Source organism: Flavobacterium aeripolare, assembly GCF_013294025.1.
GTDB lineage: Bacteria > Bacteroidota > Bacteroidia > Flavobacteriales > Flavobacteriaceae > Flavobacterium.
Map to the genome: position 1 here is coordinate 215,226 of NZ_JABSNL010000004.1, position 17,707 is coordinate 232,932.

A 17,707-nucleotide genomic window follows, 5' to 3' on the forward strand; every position below is an offset into this window, starting at 1 on the left:
AAGCATGTGACTGCTGAGTTTATCGCAAAAAAAAATCCGCTACAAAATAAGTAGCGGATTTGAATTTTGGTTAGTGCTAACTATTGAATGCTAATTTCAAATGGCATTAAAGCTTGAACACCTTTTTGCGTTTGCATCTTTTTAACTTTTTGCATTAAGATGTAATTCTCTTCACCAATTTCTTGAATGAATGATTCTTTAGTCTTAGCAAATGGCAATCCAGATAGCATGTCATTAAAGTTCTTTTTGTATTCAGGATAGTTTTGTGTGCTGTATGTTTTTGTTTTCGATAAAGAAGCGGCTTCTTTAATAGCTGCATCTAAACCACCTATTTTATCTACAAGACCAATTTTTATCGCTTCTGAACCAGACCAAACTCTACCTTGAGCAATAGCGTCAACTTGTTCAAAGGTCATTTTTCTACCTTCGGCTACGTGATTCACAAAAGTTTTGTAAATGTATTCTACACCTTCAAGAGTAACGGCTTTGAAATTTTCGTCTAATGGAACAAAAGGGCTATAAGCGGCAGCATTTTTATTAGTATTTACTTGCTCCACATGAATACCTATTCTTGACGTTAGTTTGCTAAAATTAGGTAGTATTCCAAAAACACCAATTGAACCAGTGATCGTGTTGTTTTCGGCAAATATTGTTGATGCGTTGCAAGCGATGTAATAGCCTCCAGATGCGGCATAATTACCCATTGAAACAACTACCGGTTTTACTTTTTTAGTCAACTCAACTTCTCTCCATATTAAGTCAGATGTAAGTGCGCTACCACCCGGACTATCAATACGAAGCACAACTGCTTTTACTTTTTTATTCTCTCTAGCTTCTTGTAATGATCTGCGCATAGATCCTTCACCAATAGTGTTTACATCACCTTCACCACTTTGAATTTCGCCCTGAGCATAGATAACGGCGATTTGATTATCACCTTCAATTTTTTCTGATGTTGTTACTGTTTTTTTAGTGTAGTCAACAATCGAAATTTTATTATATTCTTTATCGCTAGCTACTTTTAATCTCTTTTTAATGTCGTTATGGTATACATCTTCATAAGCAATGATATCTACCATTTTAGTTGCCTTTGCCATCTCTGGCGTACGAGCTAATAATCCATCTGCGATTTCGTTTAATCTTGCTACTGATAGGTTTCTACTTTTCGAAATATCAGCAGTTATAGAGGTCCATATTGACGTCAATAAGGCTGTTACTTGTTCTCTATTTGCAGGACTCATTTCGTTTTCTAAGAAAGGTTCTACGGCGCTTTTATATTTTCCGTGACGGATAACCTCCATTTTGATTCCTGACTTTTCTTGTAGGTCTTTGTAAAACATTACTTCTGATGATAAACCTTTAAAGTCCATGTCTCCCACTGGATTTAAGTAAACGGTATTGGCAACCGAATTAATATAATAGGCTTTTTGCGAATACGTATTAGCATAAGAAAGTATGAACTTCCCTGATTTTTTAAAATCTTCTAGTGCATCTCTTAACTCTTTACTTTGAGCCATACCTAAAGATGATTCTTGATTTAAAATAGAAATACCTTTGATGTCATCATCGGTTTTTGCAGTTGCTATGGCATGAATAATGTCTATAACGCCTACTTTTTCATTGTCAGAAAAAATGGTAACCCAAGGGTCTTCGTATTTACCGGCAAAATCATAACTGATATTTTTTAAGTCAAGTTGAATAACAGAATTTTCTTTTACTGTAACTTCTTCAGAGTCGCCTCCAAAAACTGCTCCTATGAAAATGATTCCAAAGAAAAAGAGCATACAGAATACAAATAAGCCAATTATAGTGGCTAATACATTTCCTAAAAACTTCATAACTATATTTTTATTAATAAGTAGTGTAATTGGGGTAATTGTTACAGCGGACTGCTGTTTTTATTTTTAAAATAATAAGGTAACACTTTATCCAAAGATAGGGCAATTCTAAAATTGTTTTAGTTAATTTGTCCTTAATATGAAAGTACAGCATCAGGTTATATTAGCTATTGGGAGCAATCAAGGCGATCGTCTTGAGAATATCAAACATTCTTTACAATTGATCCATCAAGAGGTGGGAACAGTAGTCAGGGTGTCATCACTTTATGAATCACCATCATGGGGATTTGAAAGTGATGCGTTTTATAATTGCGCGGTATTGATTCATACTTTTAGTACTGCAGAAGTTGTGTTAAACCAAATTCTAGAATTAGAAAAAAAGTTAGGGCGCATACGATTGGAGCAAGAAGGATACCAAGCTAGATTGATAGATATTGATTTAATCTTTTTTGACGATGAAGTAATTGCTACTAGTAATTTGCAAGTTCCACATCCTTTATTGCAAGAAAGAAACTTTGTACTATTGCCGCTTGCTGATTTAAAACTAGATATTGTACATCCTGTTTTAAAGAAAACAATCAAAGAATTAGTTGCTGCATCGGTTGATGATAGTGTGTGCGTAACTATTGGGACTTTACAAAACCCGCTTAGGGATATCCCATTAGAAAATTACAATTACATCGCTTTTGAAGGGAATATTGGTGCTGGGAAAACAACTTTAACTAATAAAATAGCCGAAGATTTTAATGCTAAAACAGTACTAGAGCGCTTTGCTGATAACCCTTTTTTGCCTAAATTTTACGAAGATCAAAATAGGTATGCGTTTCCGCTAGAAATGTCTTTTCTAGCAGATAGATACCAGCAGTTATCAGATGATTTAGCGCAATTTGATTTGTTCAAAGATTTTCTAGTAGCCGACTATCATATTTTTAAATCATTGATATTTGCTAAGATCACTCTTGCAGATGATGAATATCGCTTGTACCGCAATTTATTTGATATTATATATAAGGAAATGCCCAAGCCAGACCTTTATGTGTATTTATATCAAAATTCAGATCGACTACTTCAAAATATTAAAAAACGTGGTCGCGATTATGAGCAAAATATTGCAGCAGACTATTTAGATAAAATCAACAGCGGTTATCTAGACTATATTAAATCTCAAAAAGATTTGAATGTTTTAATCGTGGATGTTTCTGATAAAGACTTTGTCAAAAACCAATCGGATTACCTTTTTATTCTGGACGAAATTCGAAAAAAGCTCGCTTCAAATTAATACTTGAATTGCTTGAATAGGTCCCAAATTACGATTCCTGCACTTACTGAAATATTCAAGGAGTGCTTCGTTCCTAATTGCGGAATTTCGATACAGCCATCGCATAGTGCCACTGCTTCTTGATTTACACCGTGTACTTCGTTCCCAAAAACGACTGCGTAACGCTGCGAAGGATCGATTGTAAAACGCTGTAAAAATGTTGCACTTTCTACTTGCTCGATTGCTAGCGTGATCACATTATCGTTTTTTAATTTTTGAATTACTTCCAATACATTTTCGTGATGTTCCCAACTCACAGTTTCTGTAGCGCCTAATGCGGTTTTGTGAATTTCCTTGTTAGGAGGAGTGGCAGTGATTCCGCACAGATATATTTTTTCGATTAAAAAAGCATCTGAAGTTCTAAAAACAGAACCAATATTGTGCAAACTTCTAATGTCGTCAAGTATAATCGTGATTGGGGTCTTGTCTGATTGTTTAAATGCCTCGACACTTTTACGCTCTAACTCGCTATTCTCTAATTTTCTCATGCTATTTTGTTTGTTGTAAAAAAAAAGCTTCCGTGTGAGGGAAGCTTTTAAAAATATATTTTAGAGCTATTAGCTTTTTGCAGCTGCATCAGCTAATACTTCACCTTTAATAGTAAGTACTTTTGTAGGTTGTCCTGCAGCGTTTGACGTTACAGTTACTGTTTTAGTAAATTGACCTACTCTATCAGTAGCATATTTTACACCAATCACACCTTTTGCACCAGGAGCAATAGGCTCTCTTGGAGAAGTAGGAACTGTACAACCACAAGAACCTTGAGTGTTTGTAATGATTAATGGCTTGTTACCGTTATTTGTAAATACAAATTCACGTTTTCCATCTGCGTTGTGTGCAATTTTACCGTAATCGATAGTTTCATTAACAAATGTCATTCCAGCTCCATCAACTTTAGCAGTTGCAGCTTTAACTTTTTTAGTAGTTTCTTGAGCTTGAGAAGTTGTAACTCCTAAAACAACTAGCATTGCAAGTGTAAGTATTTTTTTCATGATTTTAATTTTATAATTATTTCAACAAATTTAAAGAAAAAATCGTGCCAATAACTTAAAATTACCCTAAAAGTCGTTATTTTTTTTATAGTAATTCGTTATTGAAGATATAATATTTAAATTCGCTGCTGTAATAAACATCATTTAAAAGTAAATATTTTGGCAGCCAAAGATAAAGTCGTTAAGGAAACTCCGTTGATGAAACAATATAATGATATAAAAAGAAAGTATCCTGATGCTTGCTTATTATTTCGTGTAGGTGATTTCTATGAAACCTTTGGGGAGGATGCAGTGCGAGCGTCTAAGATTCTCGGGATTACCTTAACAAAGCGTGGGGCAGGATCTGAAACAGAAACGGCTCTCGCTGGTTTTCCGCATCATTCGATAAATACCTATTTGCCAAAATTAGTAAAAGCAGGTTTGCGTGTCGCTATTTGTGATCAGTTAGAAGATCCTAAAATGACTAAAACTATCGTAAAACGTGGCGTTACTGAGTTAGTTACTCCTGGTGTTTCTATGAATGATGAAGTATTGCAGTCTAAAACTAATAATTTTTTAGCATCAGTTTACTTTGCTAATAAATCTATAGGGATTGCCTTTCTTGATGTGTCTACAGGTGAGTTTTTAACAGCTCAGGGAAATGCAGAGTATATTGATAAACTATTACAAAATTTCAATCCTTCAGAGGTTTTAATACCTAAAAATAACAAAAGTGATTTTAAACAAGCTTTTGGTGAAGACTATCACAGTTTTTATTTAGAGGATTGGATTTATAAAGAAGATTATGCATTTGAGACTTTGACTAAACATTTTCAAACCATCTCTTTAAAAGGTTTTGGTGTCGAAGATTTAAAAGAAGGAGTAATTGCGTCAGGAGCAATCTTATATTATTTAGGAGAAACACAGCATAACAGAGTGCAGCACATCACCGCAATTCAGCGTATTGCCGAAGATGCTTATGTATGGATGGATCGCTTTACGATTCGTAATTTAGAGTTGTATCATAGTTATAATCCTAATGCGGTTACATTACTAGATGTGATCGATAAAACGCTTTCGCCAATGGGTGGTCGTTTATTAAAAAGATGGTTAGCATTGCCTTTAAAGGAGGCTTCAAAAATAAAAAGTCGCCATCAAGTGGTTGCTTATCTCCAAGAAAATCAAGAAGTACTGCAGCTAATGCAGTCTCAAATTAAACAAATCTCTGATCTAGAGCGTTTGATTTCTAAAATCGCAGCCGGAAAAGTATCGCCTCGCGAGGTGGTGTATCTTAAAGAATCATTAGATGCTGTTATTCCTATGAAAACATTGGCTCTAGCAAGTTCTCAGGAAGCTGTAAAAGTAATTGGGGATAGTTTGCATAGCTGTGATTTGTTGCGTGAAAAAATTAAAGTTACGTTAAATCAAGATGCTCCTGTGGCTGTTGCCAAAGGGAATGCGATTGCTAAGGGTATTAGTGCAGAGCTTGATGAGTTAAGAGCAATATCTACCTCTGGAAAAGAATTCCTTGAAGGAATAGAAGCGCGTGAATCACAGCGCACCGGAATTACCTCTTTAAAAATTTCGTTTAATAACGTCTTTGGTTATTATATCGAAGTAAGGAACACCCATAAAGATAAGGTACCTACAGAGTGGATTAGAAAGCAAACGCTAGTAAATGCAGAGCGTTATATTACCGAAGAGTTAAAAGAGTATGAAGCTAAAATCCTTGGAGCCGAAGAGAAAATTCATAAAATCGAAGCCGAGTTATTTGAGCAACTAGTGGCTTGGATTGCTACTTATATTAAGCCAGTACAGTTAAATGCTAACTTAGTTGCGCAACTAGATTGCCTGTGTTCGTTTACACAGTTAGCGATCGAAAATAAATACAGCTGTCCAGAATTAGACGATACATTCGAATTAGAAATAAAAAATGGTAGGCATCCTGTTATCGAAAAACAGCTGCCAGTTGGTACGTCTTATATTGCTAATGATGTGTACTTAGATCGTGAAACCCAGCAATTAATTATGATTACAGGTCCGAATATGTCTGGTAAATCGGCTATTTTGCGTCAAACGGCACTTATTGTACTACTGGCCCAAATGGGAAGTTTTGTTCCTGCAGACAGTGTGCGAATGGGTGTTGTGGATAAGATTTTTACTCGAGTAGGGGCGAGTGACAATATCTCAATGGGGGAATCTACTTTCATGGTCGAGATGAATGAGACGGCTTCTATCTTGAATAATATTTCTGATCGAAGTTTAGTGCTTCTGGATGAGATAGGTCGTGGAACGAGCACCTATGACGGAATCTCGATTGCTTGGGCTATTGCCGAGTTTTTACACGAGCATCCTTCAAGACCTAAAACGCTCTTTGCTACACATTACCACGAGCTAAATGAAATGACAGAGTCACTTTCAAGAATTCAAAACTATAATGTAGCAGTAAAAGAATTAAAAGACAATGTGCTTTTTATTCGAAAATTAGTAAAAGGCGGTAGTGCGCATAGTTTCGGAATTCATGTAGCGAAGATGGCTGGTATGCCTCAAATTGTTTTGTTAAAAGCGCAGAAGATTTTGAAGAAGCTTGAGAAAAATCATTCGGGAGAAGTTTTAAACGGAATTAAGGCAGAGCAAGACGAAATGCAAATGAGTTTTTTCAATTTAGACGACCCTTTATTAGAAGAGATAAAAGAGGAAATATTAAACTTAGATGTTAATACAATCACGCCTGTAGAAGCATTAATGAAGCTGAATGAAATAAAAAGAATGATCACTAGAAAATAATTTATTTTTAAAGTTTAGGTTATCAGAGTATTATAAAATAATTAAAAATATTATTTCTAAAGTACTTGTTTAATTGGATAAATGTCTTAAATTTGCCACCGCAATACACAACAAGTATTGTTGTTCTTATCAAGAATTGAAATGCGAAAATAGCTCAGTTGGTAGAGCGCGACCTTGCCAAGGTCGAGGTCGCGGGTTCGAGCCCCGTTTTTCGCTCCACGTCACATAATGCTCGGATGGTGAAATTGGTAGACACGCTGGACTTAAAATCCAGTGAACAGCAATGTTCGTGCGGGTTCAAGTCCCGCTCTGAGTACTAAAGCCTCTTCTTTTGAAGAGGCTTTTTTTTTGCTTTTTTTTTAAAGCATTTGTATTTATCGTTTTCTCTTTTATTTGTTCAAAATCACAATTATATTTAAATATGGCTTCTCTAGTAATTACAAAACGTTTTAGCGGCGACTATAAATTTGAGCTTACTTCAAGAAAAGGAAAGACGATATTTACTAGTAATCCTTATGAGCTAAGAATGGATTGCGAGGCCGATGCAGAACGATTGAAATTGCTTTTTGAAAGCTGCTCTTATGTTAAGTTTAAAACAACAAAGGGGAAGTTCTTTTTTAGGGTTGTCGTCGATGGAGTGGTGATTGCAACGAGTAGAAAATACAGTACAGAGTTAATGGTGCAGAAAGGAATTGCTGAAATTGTAAAATATGGTTCTAAAGCTGAGATTTTAGATTTTTCCAATAATGATTTTACGTTTACTGATTAAACGTTGGTTTTAATAAATAGCAAAGGCGCTCTTTTTATAAAGAGCGCCTTTTTATTGGTGTTTACTTAAAAGTAAAAAATAGCTAAAATAAAAAAGCCATCACGCTTGCGCGGATGGCTTTGATTTTAGAATTTAATTCTGATTAGTGTGCAGCTTCAGTTGCAGTTTCAGCAGCATCAGTTGCTACAGTAGAAGCAGAATCCATTACTTGTGCAGCAGAATCCATTACTTGAGCAGCAGAATCAACAACAACAGCAGAAGAATCTACAGCCATAGTGTCTTCAGCAGCAGCGTCAGCTTTTTTACAAGAAACAACAGTTAATACAGCAATAGCAGCTAAACTTAAAAATACTTTTTTCATCTTAATTTAATATAAAGGTTAATTATTAATTCGACGCAAAGATATAAAATTTTTGATATGTAAATTATTTTTTGAATTTTTTTTTAAAAATAATTAATCTTTTTTGTCTTAGTGGTTTAGAGCAATATCTGTGCCTAAAAATTGTGCTCCTTAAAAAGGGATTAACGTGCAATTAATTACTGCTGCTTCTGGCAGGAATATTTGAACAAAACAGCGCCTATGAAAAGCTTGAATTAGAAAAGCAAAACGCGGGTATAGACTGTTTTGTGTTGGTTTATAGGTTTTTAAGGCTCTATTTACTTCTACTTTATTTATTGAGCTGCTTTTTAATAAGGCTAATAAATAACCTAATTAATTCTTTACTTATGAATTACTAAAAGCTTTAAGTGTATAAAAAAGTAACACTATAGTAGTGGGGTTATTCTAGTTTAAATTGTAGCAGATTGTGCAACATAATTCATTATGATTTGCGTTGCGCCTTTATTCATGTCAATAAAGGTACTGCAGATGTGTCCTTTTTCATAACGCAGCATTTCGTCACGTACTAATTCCTCCATTTTTAACGTTAGCTCGGCTAAATTTTGAATGGCTGTACAGCCCTCTAAATTGATTAAGGCAGTAGCTTCTGCAAAATGGGAATAGTTAGGTCCTATTACTATAGGTACGCCAAAAGTGGCTGGCTCTAATATATTGTGGACTCCTGGATTTCCAAAACCTCCTCCTACATAAGCAATATCAGCATAGCTGTATATTTTTGTCAAAATTCCTATAGTATCTATAATTAAGACATCGTATTCACTTAGGTCTTTGCCTTCACGTTCTGAAAATAGAATCGTCTTGCGGGTGATGCCCGTTTTCAATTCATTAATTTGCTCAGGTTTTATATTATGAGGAGCAATGATAAATTTGGTTGCCAGCTTCGTTGTATTAATGTATTGTGTTAATAGTACTTCGTCTTTAGGCCACGAACTTCCAACAACTACGGTAAGCTGATCATTTTTAAATTCTGAAATAAAATCTAAGCGGTTGTCTTTCTCTACTATAGCTGCTACGCGATCAAAGCGAGTATCTCCCGAGATGGCGACATTATTTTTGCCTATACTTGCTAACAGTTTTTTTGATTGTTCATTTTGAACAAAAAAGTAGGTAAAGGCGTCGAGTGCCTTTCGATAAAAACCTCCATACCATTTAAAGAATGCTTGGTTCTCTCTTAAAATACCCGAAATTAAATATGTCTTTATGTTTCTAGATTGGAGTTCGTTTAAATAGTTAGGCCAAAATTCATATTTAATGAAGAATACTAAATCAGGTTGTGCCAATGCAATAAATTCCTTGGCATTTCCTCTAGTGTCTAATGGTAAGTAGAGGGTAAGGTCAGCTACTGTATTGTTTTTTCGAACCTCATATCCAGATGGAGAGAAAAAAGTAACAATGATTTTATGTGTAGGGTAAGTGGCTTTTACCTTTTCGATAACGGGTAGCCCTTGCTCATATTCTCCTAAAGATGCGGCGTGAAACCAGATCGTTTTGTCTTGAGGTGCTATTTTTTGTGATAGAATGGTAAAAACATCTTTTCTTCCTGCGACAAACAGCTTCATTTTTGGATTAAAGAGTGCTATTAAAGCAAGTATTTTTGAAGTGATGATTGCAAAACAATTGTATAGGAAAAACATGAGTTGTATTTTTTGGAAGCTAAAATACATATTTTATTCCGAATCTTGTTTTTACTATAGCTCGCCAAGCACTGTACTCTTACTGTTGGCGTCAGCTATGCAAATAAAAAGCTATTCTGAATTTAGTGTGATTATAAATTCTTAATTTTGTATTTATAATTTTTATCGAATGAAAAAAATACAAATGGTTGACCTAAAAAGTCAATACGAAAAAATAAAAGAGACTGTTAACGTTTCTATCCAAGAAGTTTTAGATACAAATACGTACATCAACGGACCCGAAGTTCATAAATTTCAAAAGAATTTAGAGGATTATTTAGGTGTTAAGCATGTAATTCCTTGTGCAAATGGTACTGATGCCTTGCAAATAGCAATGATGGGATTAGGTTTGCAACCAGGTGACGAAGTAATCACTGCCGATTTTACTTTTGCTGCTACTGTTGAAGTTATTGCATTGTTGCAATTAACACCAGTATTAGTAGATGTTGATATGTACAATATGAATATTTCTATTGATGCAATCAAAAAAGCAATTACTCCAAAAACAAAGGCAATCGTTCCTGTTCATTTATTTGGGCGTGCTGCTAATATGGAAGCGATTATGGCTATTGCCAAAGAACATAACTTATATGTGATAGAAGATAATGCGCAAGCTATAGGAGCCAACTGTAAATCGTCTGACGGTGCTAAGCAAAAAGCGGGTACTATAGGACATGTAGGAGCGACTTCGTTTTTTCCTTCTAAAAATTTAGGGTGTTATGGTGATGGTGGTGCAATTTTTACAAATGATGATGCACTGGCACATACGTTACGCGGAATTGTAAATCACGGAATGTACGAACGTTACCACCACGATGTTGTGGGTGTAAATTCTCGTTTAGATAGTATTCAAGCAGCAGTTTTAAACACAAAGTTACCTTTACTGGATCAATATAATGCAGCGAGGCAAGATGCAGCGAGAAAATACTCTGCAGCTTTTGAAGGGCACAAAAATATTATTGCGCCTCAAATTTGTGATATCTGTGACTGTCATGTATTTCATCAATATACATTACGTATTCTTGATGCTGATAGAAATGGCTTAATGCAACATTTATTAGATAAAGGAATTCCTTGTGCTATTTATTACCCAATTCCGCTACACTCACAAAAGGCGTATGTAGACGAAAGATATAAGGAAGAAGATTTTCCAGTTACAAATCAATTGGTTCAAGAGGTATTGTCATTACCAATGCATACTGAACTTGATGACGAACAAATAAAATTCATTACCGATAGTGTTTTAGAATTTTTAAAATAAGGAATGAAGACGCGATTAATCGCGTCTTTTTTATGAAGCAAAAAAATAGCATAACCATTAATATTTAAACATAAAAGATGAAAATACTGGTTACAGGAGGATTGGGATTTATAGGTTCGCATACCGTTGTAGAGCTCCAAAATCAAGGTTTTGAGGTGGTAATTATCGATGATTTGTCTAATACGTCACTAAGCGTTTTAGAGGGTATAAAAAATATTACGGGTAAGGTTCCAGCATTTGAAAAATTAGATCTAAGAGTAAAAACTAGTGTGCAGGATTTTTTTAGTAAAAATCAAGACATTGCAGGGGTGATACATTTTGCTGCTTCAAAAGCGGTGGGTGAAAGTGTAGAGAATCCTTTGTTGTATTATGAAAATAATATCAATGCGCTGGTATATCTTTTGCAAGAATTACAGAAAAAAGACGCGGCTAATTTCATTTTTAGTTCGTCATGTACAGTATATGGTCAAGCTGAAAAAATGCCAATAACCGAAAATGCTCCTATACAAACAGCGATGTCACCTTATGGAAACACCAAACAGATAGGAGAGGAGATCATCACAGATACAGCCAAGGTGACTAATATTAATGCTATTTTATTGCGTTATTTTAACCCTATTGGTTCGCACCCTTCAGCGGAGATAGGAGAATTACCACTAGGAGTGCCTCAAAATTTAGTTCCGTTTATTACACAAACGGGAATGGGATTAAGAAAAGAACTTTCCGTTTATGGAGATGATTACCCTACAATTGATGGAACTGCGGTACGTGATTATATTCACGTAGTCGATTTGGCTAAAGCCCATGTAATTGCTTTAAAACGATTATTAGATAAAAAGAATCTTGATAAAGTAGAGACTTTTAATTTAGGAACGGGAACCGGAAGTTCAGTGTTAGAAGTAATTCAAGCATTCGAAAAAGTAAGTGGAACAAAACTGCCGTATAAAATTGTAGGTCGCCGTGAAGGTGATATTACAGAAGCTTACGCTAATACTGATAAAGCCAATACGGTTTTAGGTTGGAAAGCAGCATCTACATTAGACGAAGCGATGGCAAGTGCTTGGAAATGGGAACAAAAAGTACGTAGCTAATTGTTTTTTACATTAAATTATACTTATCAAAAAATCCCAAACTATCAAGAAGATTTTTTGGGATTTTTTGCTTTATAGCTTAATATAAACTTTGAAGAATGTCACCTATGCATTTGCAGTAGCAGCTTCTTTATCGATTTTTCCAATCAATCCAGCCAAGACTTTTCCTGGACCTACTTCAGTGAATAAAGTAGCGCCATCGGCAATCATTTGTTGTACTGATTGTGTCCATTTTACCGGAGCTGTCAATTGTATGATTAAGTTTTTCTTGATTTCGCTTGCGTCCGAAACTGCGCTTGCCGTTACATTTTGATATACTGGGCAAATAGGAGTAGAGAAGGTAGTTGCTTCAATAGCTGCTGCTAGTTCCTCTCTTGCGGGCTCCATCATAGGCGAGTGAAAAGCACCACCTACAGGCAATAATAAGGCGCGTTTTGCTCCCGCTTCTTTCATAGCTACACAAGCCGCTTCAACAGCAGTTGTTTCTCCTGAAATAACTAATTGTCCTGGGCAGTTATAATTTGCTGCAACTACAACTCCATCAATACTTGCGCAAACCTCTTCTACTACATTATCAGCAAGTCCTAAAACTGCCGCCATAGTTGATGGTTTGATTTCGCATGCTTTTTGCATCGCTAATGCTCTTTGTGAAACTAATTTCAATCCGTCTTCAAATGACAAAGCACCATTAGCTACTAAAGCTGAGAATTCTCCAAGGGAGTGTCCTGCAACCATTTCTGGCTTGAAATCAGTGCCCAAAGTTTTAGCTAATATAACCGAATGTAAAAAAACCGCAGGCTGTGTTACCTTTGTTTCTTTCAATTCTTCAGCCGTTCCTTCAAACATGATGTCTGTGATTCTAAAGCCTAAAATTTCGTTTGCTTGCTCAAATAATTCTTTTGCTAGAGGAGAATTTTCATATAAATCTTTTCCCATTCCTGTAAATTGTGCGCCTTGTCCTGGAAATACGTATGCTTTCATATTTTAAATTTAAAGATTGAATGGTTTACTATTTTCGAAATTAAACCAGCTGCAAAAATAGTATTTTTTTTTACAAACAACATTTTTCTACTTAGAAGCAGCAACTCCCGTTAAGCAACAAGCCATTCTCCCGCTTTTACCTCTATCTCCTAGTCCTTAAAGATCAGGACTAGGAGGATGCCGGTGCAATCGGGGCTAGATATTTCGTTTAGTTTATATAAGGAATTATTACAACAGCGTATCAATTATAATAGTACTCTTCAATAATTTAGAGACTGGACATTTTTCGGCAATGATCAATAATCGTTTCTTTATATCAGCTTCAACAGCAACAGGAAAAGTGATTTTTCTAGTAATTGTTGTAGTGAGTTCGGGATTGCTTTCTTGATGAAAATTTAAGGCAATATTGATTTCGGGTATGTCCCATCCTTTTCGATCAATGTACATTCTTAAAGTAGAGAGCGTACAAGCTGCTAACGAGGCAAGCAGCGTAGTATAGGGATCAGGTCCTAAATCTTGGCCTTCAATTTTTTCAGGTTCGTCCATTATAAATTGGCCGTTGCGCCATGTAATAGTGCACAAATATTTCTGTATTCCTATATGTCCTGTAATGTCATTTTCGAGTGCGTTTTCCATTTGTTAGTATTTTAAAATGTGTATTTGAAATTTAGGATAAAGTGGCTGCCACAATTGGTTTGAGCTAGTGCTAATTTACTGTTTTTTAAATAATTATTTGGAGCTCAACTTATCTAAATTTCCCTAGAATTAACTTTAGGTTTGATGTAACAAAATAAGGATTTATCTACTAATTATTAAATGCTCTTTTATTATGAAAAATATAGTTTCGGGTTCGCTTTTTATTATAGTTGCGATTTTACTTTTTTATGTAGGGATGCCTACAATCAATTACGGTTTTGTGGGATTTCCTATTGCGCTGCTATTCTTAAGTGTGTTCTGGGTTATCATCTCAACAGGTTTGCAAATTTCCCCAGACAAAAAGCAAGTAAAAATTGCTAAAAGGCCTAATAAATTTGTTTTGTACTTCATGCTTGTGGTGCTAGCTTATCTCGTGATTACACCGCTATTGACTAGTTTGCCTGTTTTTAGAACAGCAGCTTATCAAACACTCCTAGGTAAAGTTGCTGATGGTAATAAAATTTCTAATCATATTGCTCCTATTTCTATTGATGAAATTAGAGTGGTAGATGAGGATTTAGCACACTTATTAGGAGAGAAAGTATTGGGATCACAACCTGCATTAGGTAGCCAAGTAGAATTAGGAGAATTTTGTATTCAAAAGGTGAACAATGACTTGTATTGGGTAGCTCCGTTGTTGCACTCTGGTTTTTTTAAATGGATGAACAATAGATCTGGATCAGCAGGATATGTAATGGTTTCGGCTACAAATGAAAGAGATGTGAAGTTGGTGCAAAACATTGGCGGAAGCCCAGTAAAAATTAAGTACCAACCTAAGGCGTATTTTCAATCAAATATTAAACGATTATTGTATTTAAACGGCTATGCTACGGTAGGTTTAGAAGATTTTAGTTTTGAGATTGATGATAAAGGACTGCCTTTTTGGGTAGTGACTACATTCAAAAAAGAAATTGGTTTCAGCGGAGACGAAGCAACAGGAATTGTTCTAATCAATGCACAAACAGGCCAAATGAAAGAATATTCGATTGCAAACACACCTAAATGGGTAGATCGCATTCAACCGATTAAATTTATAGAAGAACAGTTAAACGATTGGGGAGAATACGTGCAGGGATATTGGAACTTTTCTAATGAAAACAAACTTCAAATTACCGAAGGATTGACTTTAGTGTATGGTAACGACAACAGATCATATTGGTACACAGGATTAACCTCTGTAGGAAAAGATGAATCTGCGGTAGGATTTGTGTTAGTAGATACGCGAACAAAAGAAGCTACTTTTTACAAACAAGGTGGCGCTACAGAGTATGCTGCTCAAAGTTCAGCACAGGGTAAAGTGCAGGAGAAAGGATATCAAGCTTCGTTGCCTATTCCATATAATATCAATAATATTCCAACGTATGTGATGACCTTAAAAGATAAAGGGGGACTAGTAAAAATGTTTGCTATGGTTGCCATATCTGATTATACTATTGTGGGAGTAGGGAATACCATGCGTGAGGCATTAACATCGTATAAAAATGTCTACAACATGTCAGATAATAAGGTAAATCCAAATAGTGTTTCTAATAGAAAAGTGCTAACAACAGTGATTACTAGAATCCAAAATGACGTTAAAAATGGCAATAGTTTTTATTACTTTAAAGTAAAAGACTATCCTAACATCTTTGTAGGATCTTCTCAAATATCGAGTCAGTTGCCAGTTACAATGATAGGAGATCGTGTAACACTATCTTTTGATGTAGATATGGAAGCCGTTATTGATGTTTCATCGTTTCAAAATTTAGACTTAAAAGATAAATAAAAATAGAATTTGCTTAACAATATAAAGGCTGACACTAATGTATATTAGGAGTCAGCCTTTTTTATTAATTTTAGCAGTATAGCGTTTGCTTCTACAGCGCTTTTACTTTAATGGGTAACTTATCTATATCAAGGGAATTACAATACATCCTTAAAATTAGCATTTTTATCAAAAACATGTGCTACAAAAGGACAAGATGGAACAATAGTGAGGCCTTCTTTTCGAGCATAAGAAACAGCTTCTGTAACCATTTCTTTTCCTAATCCTTTTCCAGTTTCATCATCTGTAACCTCTGTGTGGTCAATGGTTATTTGCTTAGAGCCAGTATGTCTAAAGATCATTTTACCTACTAGTTCACCATTGTTTTCGATATAAAAAACACCTTCTTTTTCGTTATTTTCTAATTGCACTTTTTTACTCATCGTCTTTTTGTTTTTAGTTAGTATTGCATGGGAACTTCCATTAGCAATAGTTCAACATCTGAATTCATTTTTAATTCTAATGTTGCTGTATTCCAAATTCCAAAACCATCTCGAGTATCTAATTCTTGACCGTTAATAGTCAATTGTCCCGAAAGCACAAAAGCATATACGCCGTTACCTTCTTTCTTAATGTGGTAGTCAATACTAGTGTCTTTCTCTAATTTTCCCAAATGAAACCAAGCATCTTGATGAATCCATACGCCTTCGTCCTCTGGATTAGGAGATAGAATTTGTTGTAATTTATTGTGTCGATCCGCCTTATTCAAAGTTATTTGTTGGTAGCGAGGCGTTACATTTTTCTTGTTGGGGAAAACCCAAATCTGCAATAATTTTGTTCTTTGATCATCATTAGGGTTAAATTCACTGTGTTTGACTCCAGTTCCCGCGCTCATCACCTGTACATCGCCATTTTTAATTGTCTCCGTATTCCCCATACTATCTTTGTGTGCTAAATCACCTTCAAGTGGAATCGTTAGGATCTCCATATTATCGTGCGGATGCGTACCAAAACCCATTCCTGCCGCAATAGTATCGTCATTCAAAACGCGAAGTGCACCAAATTGTACTCTTTCTGGATTGTACCAACTACCAAAACTAAAGCTGTGGTAAGCATTTAACCATCCATGATCTGCGTGTCCTCTAGTAGTTGCTTTGTGTAATACAGTATTTTCCATGTTTATAAATTTAGTGATTTATGTTCTACAAATTTACGCACTAAGCAATCAAGAGACACTTAACCTAGATTAAGAAATATTAAAATCACGATAGAATATTTGATAATAGCAATTATTTGGGCGTGTCCCTACGGGTCGGGCTATTTGTTCCCGCTTTTTATATCTGGCAAAAAAGCCATATATAAAAGAGCTCCACGACTATCCCTCACGCAAAACCATGATTATAGTTATACGGTTGCATTATCATACTACTAGCGGTGTAACATTTTACTCTTCATTTTGCTAAAAAACTCAGGAGTTACTCCTATGTAAGACGCGATTTGTTTTTGCGGAATTTTATTGATTAGCTGCGGAAATTTCGAACAAAATTTTTCAAAGCGTTCCTCAGCAGATAGGCTTAAATTATCCATTAAGCGCTGTTGGTTAGCGACCAGCGAGTTTTCGGTTAAGATCCTGAAAAAGCGCTCAAATTTTGGAACCTTCTCATATAGTTGTTCCTGATTTTCTTTCGATAATAATAGCAACTCAGCATCTTCAATTACTTCGATAAATAGATTACCGGGTTTTTGAGAAAGCAAGCTATACATGTCTCCAATCCAGTAGCCTTCGCAAGCAAAATTTAAAACATGTTCTACGATATTATCGTTGATTGTAAAACTGCGTAAGATGCCACTATTTACAAAGTAAGAATGTTTACAAGTCTCTGCCGCATGCAATAAAATTGTTTTCGATTTACAATTTTGAACTGTTATCATACTTATAAAGAGCTTCTCCTCTTCCTTGTTTAGCGTAATGTGTTTAGCAATATTTTTAAGTAAGAGATTTGTATTCATAGCAATTACAATAAACTTTTTTAGGCGGTATAATTTGTAAAATATTAAAATTACAAAATTGTGATTAAATAGTACGTAGTAAGCTGTTGTTTAATTGTGAGGGCATGGCATTTTATAGGTAGTAATGCTTAAGATAAAAGTAAATAAGTGCTCGTTCTCGACTATTTA

16 protein-coding genes and 2 tRNA genes are annotated in these 17,707 nt (G+C 35.1%); 8 read left to right on the top strand and 10 right to left on the bottom strand.

Features of this window, described 5'->3' with window-relative positions:
- Positions 1-80: 80 nt before the first annotated feature.
- On the bottom strand, positions 81-1,838 hold the full coding sequence (gene sppA / locus HNQ00_RS06915) for a signal peptide peptidase SppA (RefSeq protein WP_173837589.1): 1,758 nt from the start codon (positions 1,836-1,838) through the stop codon (positions 81-83).
- 139 nt (positions 1,839-1,977) lie between these two features.
- Between sppA and folK the strand changes: the two genes are divergently transcribed.
- A complete protein-coding gene (gene folK / locus HNQ00_RS06920) occupies positions 1,978-3,117 on the top strand; it encodes a 2-amino-4-hydroxy-6-hydroxymethyldihydropteridine diphosphokinase (RefSeq protein ID WP_173837590.1) in 1,140 nt (379 codons plus the stop codon).
- Here the strand turns inward: folK and HNQ00_RS06925 are convergent.
- Positions 3,114-3,644, bottom strand: a complete 531-nt coding sequence (locus tag HNQ00_RS06925; RefSeq protein WP_173837591.1) for an RNA methyltransferase — start codon at positions 3,642-3,644, stop codon at positions 3,114-3,116. The genes folK and HNQ00_RS06925 overlap by 4 nt on opposite strands.
- Positions 3,645-3,713: 69 nt before the next feature.
- Entirely contained in the window at positions 3,714-4,148 is a 435-nt protein-coding gene (locus HNQ00_RS06930; protein WP_173837592.1) for a DUF1573 domain-containing protein, read from the bottom strand.
- A 159-nt stretch (positions 4,149-4,307) separates the two neighbouring features.
- Here HNQ00_RS06930 and mutS point away from each other — a divergent pair, with 159 nt between their 5' ends.
- From mutS to HNQ00_RS06950, 4 genes are all read left to right on the top strand, one after another.
- Positions 4,308-6,914, top strand: a complete 2,607-nt coding sequence (gene mutS, locus HNQ00_RS06935; protein ID WP_173837593.1) for a DNA mismatch repair protein MutS — start codon at positions 4,308-4,310, stop codon at positions 6,912-6,914.
- 143 nt (positions 6,915-7,057) lie between these two features.
- Positions 7,058-7,133 (top strand) — tRNA-Gly (locus HNQ00_RS06940).
- A gap of 11 nt (positions 7,134-7,144) precedes the next feature.
- A tRNA-Leu gene (locus HNQ00_RS06945) sits at positions 7,145-7,230 on the top strand.
- 105 nt (positions 7,231-7,335) lie between these two features.
- The gene (locus tag HNQ00_RS06950; protein ID WP_173837594.1) at positions 7,336-7,683 is read left to right on the top strand and encodes a DUF1508 domain-containing protein; all 348 of its coding nucleotides are present in this window, start codon (positions 7,336-7,338) and stop codon (positions 7,681-7,683) included.
- Between the two features lie 142 nt (positions 7,684-7,825).
- On the opposite strand, the gene HNQ00_RS06955 is transcribed toward HNQ00_RS06950, so the two are convergent.
- Positions 7,826-8,044: a PG1828 family lipoprotein gene (locus tag HNQ00_RS06955; RefSeq protein WP_173837595.1), complete on the bottom strand. Its 219-nt coding sequence runs from the start codon at positions 8,042-8,044 to the stop codon at positions 7,826-7,828.
- 428 nt (positions 8,045-8,472) lie between these two features.
- Positions 8,473-9,717, bottom strand: coding sequence for a 3-deoxy-D-manno-octulosonic acid transferase (locus tag HNQ00_RS06960; protein WP_173837596.1), 1,245 nt, complete (start codon positions 9,715-9,717; stop codon positions 8,473-8,475).
- 169 nt (positions 9,718-9,886) lie between these two features.
- Between HNQ00_RS06960 and HNQ00_RS06965 the strand changes: the two genes are divergently transcribed.
- Both HNQ00_RS06965 and galE read left to right on the top strand, forming a co-directional pair.
- Positions 9,887-11,017, top strand: coding sequence for a DegT/DnrJ/EryC1/StrS family aminotransferase (locus HNQ00_RS06965; RefSeq protein WP_173837597.1), 1,131 nt, complete (start codon positions 9,887-9,889; stop codon positions 11,015-11,017).
- 77 nt (positions 11,018-11,094) lie between these two features.
- Positions 11,095-12,108, top strand: coding sequence for a UDP-glucose 4-epimerase GalE (gene galE, locus HNQ00_RS06970; protein WP_173837598.1), 1,014 nt, complete (start codon positions 11,095-11,097; stop codon positions 12,106-12,108).
- Between the two features lie 105 nt (positions 12,109-12,213).
- Here galE and fabD read toward each other — a convergent pair whose 3' ends face one another.
- Positions 12,214-13,089, bottom strand: a complete 876-nt coding sequence (gene fabD / locus HNQ00_RS06975) for an ACP S-malonyltransferase (protein WP_173837599.1) — start codon at positions 13,087-13,089, stop codon at positions 12,214-12,216.
- Positions 13,090-13,317: 228 nt separating this feature from the next.
- Positions 13,318-13,725: an OsmC family protein gene (locus HNQ00_RS06980; RefSeq protein WP_173837600.1), complete on the bottom strand. Its 408-nt coding sequence runs from the start codon at positions 13,723-13,725 to the stop codon at positions 13,318-13,320.
- Positions 13,726-13,918: 193 nt separating this feature from the next.
- Here HNQ00_RS06980 and HNQ00_RS06985 point away from each other — a divergent pair, with 193 nt between their 5' ends.
- On the top strand, positions 13,919-15,550 hold the full coding sequence (locus tag HNQ00_RS06985) for a hypothetical protein (protein ID WP_173837601.1): 1,632 nt from the start codon (positions 13,919-13,921) through the stop codon (positions 15,548-15,550).
- 137 nt (positions 15,551-15,687) lie between these two features.
- On the opposite strand, the gene HNQ00_RS06990 is transcribed toward HNQ00_RS06985, so the two are convergent.
- From HNQ00_RS06990 to HNQ00_RS07000, 3 genes are all read right to left on the bottom strand, one after another.
- A complete protein-coding gene (locus HNQ00_RS06990; protein ID WP_173837602.1) occupies positions 15,688-15,972 on the bottom strand; it encodes a GNAT family N-acetyltransferase in 285 nt (94 codons plus the stop codon).
- 17 nt (positions 15,973-15,989) lie between these two features.
- Positions 15,990-16,706 carry a pirin family protein gene (locus tag HNQ00_RS06995; protein ID WP_173837603.1) on the bottom strand — a complete coding sequence of 239 codons (717 nt, stop codon included), beginning with the start codon at positions 16,704-16,706 and terminating at the stop codon, positions 15,990-15,992.
- 251 nt (positions 16,707-16,957) lie between these two features.
- Positions 16,958-17,539, bottom strand: a complete 582-nt coding sequence (locus HNQ00_RS07000; RefSeq protein WP_173837604.1) for a Crp/Fnr family transcriptional regulator — start codon at positions 17,537-17,539, stop codon at positions 16,958-16,960.
- Between the last annotated feature and the right edge of the window lie 168 nt (positions 17,540-17,707).

Bases quoted from the DNA above. Each gene is read 5' to 3' on its own strand.
- HNQ00_RS06985 (WP_173837601.1), top strand. From the start codon at position 13,919: ATGAAAAATATAGTTTCGGGTTCGCTTTTTATTATAGTTGCGATTTTA.
- HNQ00_RS06925 (WP_173837591.1), bottom strand. From the start codon at position 3,644: ATGAGAAAATTAGAGAATAGCGAGTTAGAGCGTAAAAGTGTCGAGGCA.
- galE (WP_173837598.1), top strand. From the start codon at position 11,095: ATGAAAATACTGGTTACAGGAGGATTGGGATTTATAGGTTCGCATACC.
- HNQ00_RS06965 (WP_173837597.1), top strand. From the start codon at position 9,887: ATGAAAAAAATACAAATGGTTGACCTAAAAAGTCAATACGAAAAAATA.
- HNQ00_RS07000 (WP_173837604.1), bottom strand. From the start codon at position 17,539: ATGAATACAAATCTCTTACTTAAAAATATTGCTAAACACATTACGCTA.
- HNQ00_RS06980 (WP_173837600.1), bottom strand. From the start codon at position 13,725: ATGGAAAACGCACTCGAAAATGACATTACAGGACATATAGGAATACAG.
- HNQ00_RS06930 (WP_173837592.1), bottom strand. From the start codon at position 4,148: ATGAAAAAAATACTTACACTTGCAATGCTAGTTGTTTTAGGAGTTACA.
- sppA (WP_173837589.1), bottom strand. From the start codon at position 1,838: ATGAAGTTTTTAGGAAATGTATTAGCCACTATAATTGGCTTATTTGTA.
- fabD (WP_173837599.1), bottom strand. From the start codon at position 13,089: ATGAAAGCATACGTATTTCCAGGACAAGGCGCACAATTTACAGGAATG.
- HNQ00_RS06955 (WP_173837595.1), bottom strand. From the start codon at position 8,044: ATGAAAAAAGTATTTTTAAGTTTAGCTGCTATTGCTGTATTAACTGTT.
- HNQ00_RS06995 (WP_173837603.1), bottom strand. From the start codon at position 16,706: ATGGAAAATACTGTATTACACAAAGCAACTACTAGAGGACACGCAGAT.
- HNQ00_RS06950 (WP_173837594.1), top strand. From the start codon at position 7,336: ATGGCTTCTCTAGTAATTACAAAACGTTTTAGCGGCGACTATAAATTT.
- folK (WP_173837590.1), top strand. From the start codon at position 1,978: ATGAAAGTACAGCATCAGGTTATATTAGCTATTGGGAGCAATCAAGGC.
- HNQ00_RS06960 (WP_173837596.1), bottom strand. From the start codon at position 9,717: ATGTTTTTCCTATACAATTGTTTTGCAATCATCACTTCAAAAATACTT.
- HNQ00_RS06990 (WP_173837602.1), bottom strand. From the start codon at position 15,972: ATGAGTAAAAAAGTGCAATTAGAAAATAACGAAAAAGAAGGTGTTTTT.